Raw genomic sequence first — 9113 nt, 5'->3', positions numbered from 1 at the left:
CACGGCAAGCAGGCGCTCACGATGTGCATGGGGTTTGGCTGCAACGCGGCCGGCGTCGTGTCGACGCGCGTCATCGACTCGCCGCGCGAGCGGCTGATTGCGATCATCACGAACAACTTTTCCCTCTGCAACGGACGCTGGCCGACGCAAATCCTGATCGCGTCGATCTTCATCGGCGCGCTTGCCCCGGCGCATCTCGCCGGCCTGGTCTCGGCCAGCGCCGTCGTCGGGATCGCCTTGCTCGGCATCGCCATGATGCTCGTCGCGTCCTGGGCCCTCTCGCGCACCGTGCTGCGCGGCGAGGCGACCAGCTTCAGCCTGGAGCTGCCGCCCTACCGGCCGCCGCGCATCCTGCAGACGCTCTACACGTCCGTGATCGACCGGACGTTGATCGTGCTCTGGCGCGCCGTCATCTTCGCGATTCCGGCCGGCGCCGTCATCTGGCTGATCTCGAACATCTCTTTCGGCGGAGTCAGCATCGCCGAGCATTCGGTGGCCTGGCTCGATCCGGTCGGCCTGTTGATCGGCCTGAACGGCGTCATCCTGCTCGCCTACGTCGTGGCGATTCCGGCGAACGAGATCGTCATCCCGACCGTGCTGATGCTGACGGTGCTGACGGCGTCCGGCATCACGGGCGACGCGGGAGCGGGAGCGGGCGTGATGTTCGAGCTCGATAGTGCGGACGCCACCGGGTCGCTACTGCGCGCGGGGGGCTGGACGCTGTTGACCGCCGTCAACCTGATGCTTTTCAGCCTGCTCCACAATCCGTGCTCCACGACGATCTACACGATCTGGAAGGAGACGCGGAGCGCACGGTGGACCACGGTCGCCGCCCTGCTGCCGGTCGCGATCGGCGTGACGGTCTGCTTCCTGGTGACGCAGGTCTGGCGGCTACTCGCCTGAGCGCACCGCGGCGGAACCAGCCTCCGCGTCCGTCGCCACGCCTGCACCGGCCGGGCGCGTCACCGTGTCAGGTGGACTCGTAACCGCGCCCGTGGGACGCGCTACCGCGCCGAGGGCCCGCTCGACGGCCGCGCCGGACGGGCTCTGGAACACCCGCAGGTCGAACTGCGGGGCAATCGCCAGCAGGTGGTCGAGGATGTCCGCCTGGATCGCCTCGTACCGTATCCAGTCCTGATCGCGGCTGAAGACGAAGATCTCGATCGGCAGTCCGTGCTCGGTCGGATCGAGGTGGCGGATGAGAAACGTCATGTCGTCGTGCACCATCGGGTGGTGGTGGAGGTAGGCGACGATGTAGGCGCGGAACGTCCCGAGATTGGTGAGACGACGGCCGTTCGCGTAGTCCTCGCGGTCGATCCCGTGCTCGGTGTTCCAGTTCTCCACCTCGGCCCGCTTCCGCTCGACGTACTCCTCGATGTAGCGGATCCGCATGTACCGGGCCAGCATCTCCTCGGTGCAGAACCGCACCGAGTTCATGTCGATGTTGATCGCCCGCTTGATGCGGCGCCCACCCGACTCCGACATGCCGCGCCAGTTCTTGAACGACTCGCTGATGAGCGCGTAGGTCGGGATGGTGACGATGGTCTTGTCGAAGTTCTGCACCTTGACGGTCGTCAGTCCCACCTCGATCACGTCGCCGTCCGCGCCGTGCGACGGCATCTCGATCCAGTCGCCCCGATGCACCATGTCGTTCAGGGTGAGCTGAATGCCGGCGACGAACCCCAGGATGGCGTCGCGGAAGATCAGCATCAGCACCGCGCTCGCCGCCCCGAGACCACTCAGCATCAGGAGCGGGGACCGGTTGAGGACGAGAGAGAGCACGCTGATGGCGGCGACGCCATAGAGGACCAGCTTCGCCACCTGCGCCACGCCGGTGACCGGCAGGCCGCGGGCCTTCCCCGTTCCCTTCACCACGTCCGCCGCCGCATTCAGGGCGCCGTCCATGGCAAGCGCGGTGATCGCGATCATGTAGATGAGGGCGAGCTGCCGGACCACCGCCTGCACTTCCGGATAGTCGCCGAGGATCGGGACCGCCAGGTAGTAGATCACCACCGCGGGGGCGACGTGGGCCAGCCGGACCAGCACGCGGTGGCGGGCGATGTGGTCGTCCCAATGGGTAATCGACCGGCTGGCCAGACCCCGGACGTATTGCACGACGAACCGCCGCGTCACCACGTCGGCCAGGTACGCCAGAATCAGCACCACGCCGATGTCGGCCGCGAGGGCGAGCAACCCGGCCGCGCCGGCCGGCACCCCCTGGCCGATCAGCCAATCCTGCAAGAACGTCAGCATCCTGTTGCCATCCTATCTGTACGCTTCTCGGAGAGGAGCGCGGAGCGTTGTGTCTAGTGCCGGCCTGGAGGCCGGCGGACCGTGAATGGCGGCCTGGAGACCGGCGGACCACAAGTGCCGGCCTGGAGGCCGGCGCACCGGCCGGCGCACCCGCTAGTCTTCGGTCTCGAGCTCCTCCGTCGCCGCGAACAGCGTCAGTGCGACGCCGTCCCACCGGCCATTGCCGGCCGGGCTCTCCGGCGCGTCCGGCCCCAGCGGCATCGTGCCGGTCAGCTCCGCCGACCGCCGGAAGACGCGCGTCAGCCACGCCTGCACCGCCGACGCTCGCTCCTGCGCCTCCCGGAACTGCTGCCCGGGGCCGCCAGCGGTAGCGTACCCCTCCACCACCAGCGGCGCGTTGCGCGGGTAGTCGAGCAGCTCGCCCATCGCTTCCTCGAGCCGCCGCTCGGCGCCGTCGCCAAGTTCGAGGCGCTCGCCGTCCCCGGCCGCCTCGAAGAGCACGTCGGCTGACAGCCAGATCCGGAGCGGCGTGTAGCGATCGTCGACGAGCAGCTCGCGGTATTCGTCGCGCGTCATCTCGTCGAGGTTGTAGAAGCCGCGGTCGGAGAAGAAACCGCGGAACAGCCAGTTGCGCTTCATCGCCTCGGTGTTCTCGGCGAGGTCCGCCATGGCGTCGCGCGCGTAGGTGACCACGTCTCCCGCGTCCACCAGCACCTGCTGGGCCGGGCTGTCGTCCTGGGTCCATCCGTTGACCATCATCTGGACCTCCTCCGCGCTGCCGCGAACCGCCCGCATGGTCGCCTCGGTCTCCCGGGCGACACCCGCCAGATGCGTGTAAAGCGTGTCGTCGGTCAGCAGCCGGCCGGCCGTTCCCTCGCCTTCCGCCACGCCCTCCACCAGGCGCTGCGCTTCGTCCATCACGCCGCGCGCGGAATCGACCAGCAGCACGCTCGCGCTGCCCACTTCCCGGACGTCGACGCCGACGTCACGAATCAGCTCGGTCGTGGCGTCGACCGTCTCGCCCAGGTCGTCGAAGGTTCCCTGGACCCGGCCCTGCATGGCGACCATTTCGTCGGCGACGACGCGGAAGGTCTCGCGCCCCTCGGCTATCAGGTCGGCCACCTGCACCGCGTCGATCCCCTGCATCGTGCCGCCGTCCTCCAGCGTCGGCGCATCGGGGCTTCCGGACCGGAGTTCGATGAACGCCGCGCCCAGCAGCCCGTCGGTCAGGATCGCCGCTTCCGAATCGGTCCGGATCAGCGGGCGCAGATCCTCCCGGATGCGCATCCTGACGAGGAAGCGCCCGCCGGGATCCGGGGGCAGCGTGAGAGCAATCACCTCACCCGCCGCCAGCCCCGACAGGCGGACGGACGTGCCCACCTCGACGCCGTTCACGTTGCCGAAGTCCGCGACCGCTTCGAAGCTCTCGGTGAAAAGCAATCGGCGGTCGCCGATCATGAACAGTCCGACCGCGAACAGCAACAATCCGCCGATAACGAACGCGCCAACCAGCGCCAGGCGTGGGGAACCCATCGTTGATCTCCTTCCTTCGACCTGCGGGCAGGCTCTACCCGCCTGCTTCCGATCTCATGAACTGGCGCACCATCGGGTGCTCGTTTCGATCCATTTCGGCCACCGTGCCCCGCGCCAGGACCCGGCCCTGGTGCAGGAACAGCAGCGTGTCGCCGATCCGCCGGGCGCTCGGGATGTTGTGCGTCACGACGATGAGCGTCGTGCCCAGATCCTCCTTGACGCGCACCAGCAGCATGTCGATCTCGTCGGACGTGATCGGATCCAGTCCGGCGCTCGGCTCGTCCACCAGCAGGACCATCGGATCGAGCGCCATCGCCCGCGCCAGGCCGGCCCGCTTGCGCATGCCGCCGGAGAGCGCGGACGGCATCAGGTCCGCGGCATGCTCCAGGCCGACCGCGGCCAGCTTCTGCGCCACGCGTTCCCGCACCGTCCGTTCCGGCCAGTCGCCGTGGCGGCGCATCGGAAAGGCGACGTTCTCGCCCACCGTGATCGAATCGAACAGCGCCGCGTTCTGAAAGAGGAAGCCGACCTGCCGGCGAACCGTCGAGAGCTCGGCCGGCGACAGCGTCGTGATGTCCGTCTCCCCGACGAAGACGTGGCCGGCATCGGGCTGCAGCAGGCCGACCACGTGCTTGAGCATGACGCTCTTGCCGGTGCCGCTCCGGCCGAGCACGACGGTTGCATCGCCCCGCGGTATCGTGAGCGAGACGTCGTCGAGGACGCGGAACGAGCCGAACGCCTTCGAGACATGCTCGAGGCGGATGGCAGGAGCGCCGTCCGTCACCCTGCCGCCTCGGGGAAGATGAAGAAGATCAACCGGACCAGGACCACGTTGGCCGCGATCATCAGGATGGAGGCCACGACCACGGCCCGGGTCGCCGCGTAGCCGACGCCCTGGGTGCCGCCGCGGGCGTTGACGCCGAGGTACGCGGCGGTGATGGCGATGATGAAGCCGAAAACGACCGTCTTGAGAGTGCTCGGAATGTAGTCGGTGAACTGGACCGCCGAGAAGGCCGTGCGGAAATAGACGGTGAAGTCCATCCCGGAGATGGGCGCTTCGGCCACCCATCCGCCGACGATGCCGGTGAAGTTCATCACCGCGGTCAGGAGCGGCATCGCCACCATGCAGGCGATCATGCGGGTCACCACGAGGAACTTGAACGAGTCGACCGCCACCGCCTCCAGCGCATCGATCTGCTCGGTCACCTTCATCGCACCCAGCTCCGCGCCGACACCGGCGCCGACCCGCCCGGCCAGCAGCAGGCCGGTTACCAGCGGTCCGGTCTCGCGCACGAGGGCCAGGGCAAGGCCGGTCGGAATGAGTGCCTCCGCGCCGAATCGTTCGAGCGACGCCCGCGTCTGCATCGAGAGCACGATGCCGACCGCGAAACCGGACGCCGTGATGAGCGGCAGCGAACGCCAACCGATCTCGTAGATCTGCCGGGCGGTCTCCTTCAACTCGAACGGCGGCCGGAAGGCGGCGACCAGCGCGCGCCCGGCGAAGAGCGACGCCGCGCCGGCGCCGGCCAGGTGGGATACCGCGAACGCGCGAAACGCCTGCAGCATCGTCAGAAGATCCAGTACGCCAGACCCGCGCTCACCACCACCGTGTTCACCCGGACCCGCTCGGTCGTCACGACGTCGTCGCTGCCGAACGTCACCTTCGGACGGCTGACGAGATAACCCGCCTGCAGCGTGAAGCCGATGCGCCGCGTCACGTCGAACCAGACGTCCACCTTGGGCTGGACGACGAAGGAGTTCGTGACGGCGATGGCGCGGCCGGGACCGGCCCGGGCGGTCTCGACATTCAGGCTGTTGAACGAATAGCCGGCGACGACTCCCGCCCCGACCGTCACGCGCCGGCTGACGAGGTTGTAGTTGAGGCCGGCCATCACGGGCCGCAGCCGGACCGCGGCAAGCGCCGTCTGGGTTCCGTCCGCCGGATCGAGCGCCGCCTCGCCTCCCCTGAACGACACCGACGGGCCGAAGCCAGTGCTAGAGCCGAACCGAAAGACGGGACGGATCGACTGCATCCGATCCAGCGGCGCGCTGGAAGCGCCGTTGAGGTGCATGGTGCCGCCCGCGCCGATCAGCCGCCGAGGCCCTTCGGTGGGCCGGGGGGCGAGCGCGGGCAGGCGCGGCCGCCTCTGCTCCGCCAGCGGGTCCGGATCGCCGACCTCGAGGGCCGACTCGACCCGCGCCACACCCGGCACGTCCGCCGCCAGGTCGACCGCGCGGGCCGCCTGATCCGCGGTGCGAACGACCCCTTCCAGGGTGACGACGCCCCCAAGAGCGTGCACCTCGATCGGCAGCTCGCCCACGGCGGCGTCGTTGACGATCGCGGTCTTGACCCGGACGGCAGTAAGGGCGTCCGCGACCGCGGTACCCGCGTCCCCGGCGACGGCCTGCGCCTCCCGGGCGACGGTCTGCGCCTCCGCGGCGGCAGTCGGGACGACCGCCGCCAGAGGGACCAACACGGAAATCCACAGACGTGACATGCTCATCAACGTCACTCAGAGCATCGACATGAGCAGCGTCGCGATACCGAGGAAACTGAAGAAGCCGACAACGTCGGTCACCGTCGTCAGGATGATGTTGGACGATTGCGCCGGATCCTGACGCATGGCGCTGAGCACCATCGGAATCACCGCGCCGGCCAGACCCGCGACCACCATCGACGCCACCATGGAGAGGGCGATGACGGCAGCCAGACCCAGCGACCGGCTCCAGACGTAAACGCCAAGCGACGTCGTGGCGGCGACGGCGAGGCTGTTAATCAGGCCGACCGCCCCTTCCTTCATGGCCACGGCCCGCCAGTGTCGAACGCGGACTTCGCGAAGGGCGAGGCCGCGGATAGTGACGGCGAGAGCCTGCGACCCGGCATTGCCCGACTGCCCCGCCACCACCGGGAGCAGGACGGCGAGCGCCGTCACCTGGGCAATCGTCGCTTCGAAGAGACCCACCACCGACGCCGCGAGGAACGCCGTGGCAAGGTTGATCTGCAGCCAGGGCAACCGCTTGCGGACCGCGAGGCCCACGGGCGAGAGCGCCTGTTCCTCTCCGCCGGCGCCCACCATCGTCTGCAGACCGGCGGTCGCGCCGGCCTCGATGGCCCTCGCGAGCTGGCGATGGCGGACGATACCCAGAAGGCGCCCGGTGGCGTCCACCACCGGGAGAGCGCCGGCGCCGGTGTGCTTCATCAGGTCGACCACCTCTTCGCGCGGCGTCACCGCCGGGACGCCGACACTCCCGTGACGCGCGAGCTGCGCCGCCGGCGCCGCCGGATCCGCCGCCGCGAGCGCGGCCACTTCGACCATGCCGGCCAGATGCCCGCCGGCATCGACCAGCGCGACTTCCCCGTCGGGTCCGCCTTCCGAGGCGGCGCGGCGCGCCCGCAAACGGCTGATGATCGTCTCCGCCGGAGTGTCCGGGCGGAAGGTCTCGACCCGCACCGTCATCAATCCGCCCGCGGTGTTGACCGGATAGCTCATCAATTCGCGCCATTCGCGAGCATCCGCTTCCGGCAACGTTGCCAGCAGATCATCCCGCAGCGCCGGATCGAGCATTGCGCAGAGGGAGGCCGCGCGGGCGGGGTCGATCGCCTGCAACAAGGCGACCGCCCGTTCCAGCCGCAGAAGCGGGAGCAGCCTTGCGGCGGCAGCCGGCGTGAAGGCCGCGAAGACCGGTGCGATTCCCGCAATCGCGCTCCGCTCCACCAGCCCGACCAGGTCGTCCGGGGACTGCTCCTCCAGAACCGCCGCCGCCTCACCGGGGTACAGGCGCGTGTACTCTTCCGCCAGCGACGTCCGAAGTGCGGCGACCGACGTTGCCATCATCCCGCCACCGTATCGATGGGTCGCGCCGGCTCGGACATATCGTGCAGTGCTTCGAACAGATCCTCCACCAGCGAGACGCCTTCGTCCCAGACCAGTTCGCCGATTTCGAGGGCAATGCCCGTCGCAGCCGGTTCCAGCCCGCTGGCTGACGCGCCGGACGCCAGTTCGTGTACGGTCTCGTGCCGGACGATGCCCAGAAACCGGCCGTCGCGATCCACCACCGGCAGCGCCCGGAGGTCGCGCCACGCCGGATGCGTCACGATGGCGGCGCGATCCGCCGTTGCCGGAAGCGTGGCGATCCGGCGCTTCGCGGCGGCGCCCAGCCGGGCGTCCGGCACCGCGCCGATCAGTTCCCGGAGTGTCATGACCCCCATCAGGACGCCGTGCCGATCGACGACGTACAGATAGGAGGGCACCGTCGCGCCGGCCACGCGCAGCCGGTCGAGCATCGCCTGCGCGGTCAGGTCGGGAGGAGCCGTCCGGACCGAGGGATCGAGCAGGGCCCCGGCGCTTCCCTCCGGGTACTGCAATAGCGCGCCCAGGCGCGACGCGGTGCGAGACGGCAACCGTTCCAGGATTGCGGAACGGGCCGGCGCCGAGGCGCGACGCAGCAGGACGCCCGCCGCGCGCGGCGGCAGCTCCTCGACGATACGCGCCGCCACCGCAGGATCGACCCGGCCCAGCACCTCGGCCGCGACAGCCGGGTCCATCGCGGAGACGGCCGGCGCCGCGCGGGCTCTGTCCGTTTCCGACAACAACGCGGCAATCTCGGCGAGCGGCGCCGTGTCCAGCGTGCGGGCGACCTCGGTCGGATGGTGCGCGAAGAACGCGTCCGCCAGTTGCCGGTCGACGTCCACGCTGTTGATCCGCCCCGGCATCACGATTGATCGGAGTCGGCCTGCGCCGCCGGCACTCTGGCCACCTGGTCGCTGAACAGCCGCGCCGGCAAGTGCGCCTCACCGTCGTCCAAGGCAACGATCACCTTGGTCTTCGTGAACTCGCGGATTCGCCCCTGCACGTCGCCGAGGCGGATGAGCTGGCCGGGGCGGTGCACCTGTCGGATGTAGTGCATGGCCACAAGGTTGCTTACCTCAGTTCGAGCCCCGAACGCGAACGCCAGCGCGGTGCCGCCCAGCGCGCTTCCCAGCACGATAGTGACGACCGCGGTCAGAAAGCGGCTGTCGACGCCCACCTGATCGATGCCCGTAACGACGGCGGACGCCACCACCACAAACTGCGCCGCCCGGCCGAGCAGGTCCGCGCGGGCGAGGCGGCCTGCCCGGGCGCCGGCGGTCACCGCGTTCCGGGCAATCCGGCCTACGATGAGCCCCGCCACCACGATCGCGATCGCGACCAGCAGGCGGGGCAGCAACACGCCGGCCTGCACCAGCCACGCCGTCAGCAGTGGCCGAACCGTGCCGTCCGCCGAGGTGGCGAGCGACTCGAACAGCGCGTTCAGATCCATGGTCGGAGGAGACCTGCTAGGTTATC

At 69.5% G+C, this 9113-nt stretch carries 9 protein-coding genes; 1 reads left to right on the top strand and 8 read right to left on the bottom strand.

Features of this window, described 5'->3' with window-relative positions; genetic code table 11:
• A partial coding sequence (locus tag F4Y45_00390) for a ferrous iron transporter B (GenBank protein MXY22970.1) occupies positions 1-903 on the top strand: 903 nt, incomplete at its 5' end.
• On the opposite strand, the gene F4Y45_00385 is transcribed toward F4Y45_00390, so the two are convergent.
• From F4Y45_00385 to F4Y45_00350, 8 genes are all read right to left on the bottom strand, one after another.
• A complete protein-coding gene (locus F4Y45_00385; GenBank protein ID MXY22969.1) occupies positions 892-2253 on the bottom strand; it encodes a mechanosensitive ion channel in 1362 nt (453 codons plus the stop codon). The two genes, F4Y45_00390 and F4Y45_00385, sit on opposite strands and share 12 nt — an antisense overlap.
• Before the next feature lie 153 nt (positions 2254-2406).
• Entirely contained in the window at positions 2407-3786 is a 1380-nt protein-coding gene (locus F4Y45_00380; protein MXY22968.1) for an MCE family protein, read from the bottom strand.
• Positions 3787-3820: 34 nt separating this feature from the next.
• Entirely contained in the window at positions 3821-4570 is a 750-nt protein-coding gene (locus F4Y45_00375; GenBank protein ID MXY22967.1) for an ABC transporter ATP-binding protein, read from the bottom strand.
• Positions 4567-5352 (bottom strand): ABC transporter permease, encoded by a 786-nt coding sequence (locus tag F4Y45_00370; GenBank protein ID MXY22966.1) that lies wholly within the window; start codon positions 5350-5352, stop codon positions 4567-4569. Before F4Y45_00370 ends, F4Y45_00375 begins: the two co-directional genes overlap by 4 nt.
• Before the next feature lie 2 nt (positions 5353-5354).
• Positions 5355-6290, bottom strand: a complete 936-nt coding sequence (locus F4Y45_00365) for a BON domain-containing protein (GenBank protein ID MXY22965.1) — start codon at positions 6288-6290, stop codon at positions 5355-5357.
• 9 nt (positions 6291-6299) lie between these two features.
• The gene (locus F4Y45_00360) at positions 6300-7622 is read right to left on the bottom strand and encodes a CBS domain-containing protein (protein MXY22964.1); all 1323 of its coding nucleotides are present in this window, start codon (positions 7620-7622) and stop codon (positions 6300-6302) included.
• On the bottom strand, positions 7619-8500 hold the full coding sequence (locus F4Y45_00355) for a magnesium transporter (protein MXY22963.1): 882 nt from the start codon (positions 8498-8500) through the stop codon (positions 7619-7621). Before F4Y45_00355 ends, F4Y45_00360 begins: the two co-directional genes overlap by 4 nt.
• Positions 8500-9087 (bottom strand): hypothetical protein, encoded by a 588-nt coding sequence (locus tag F4Y45_00350; GenBank protein MXY22962.1) that lies wholly within the window; start codon positions 9085-9087, stop codon positions 8500-8502. The genes F4Y45_00355 and F4Y45_00350 overlap by 1 nt, the downstream gene beginning before the upstream one ends.
• Between the last annotated feature and the right edge of the window lie 26 nt (positions 9088-9113).

The organism is Acidobacteriota bacterium, from assembly GCA_009838525.1.
Taxonomy (GTDB): Bacteria; Acidobacteriota; Vicinamibacteria; order Vicinamibacterales; family UBA8438; genus VXRJ01.
Note: the sequence above shows the minus strand (reverse complement) of the source record. Positions and strands in the feature narration are given on the sequence as shown.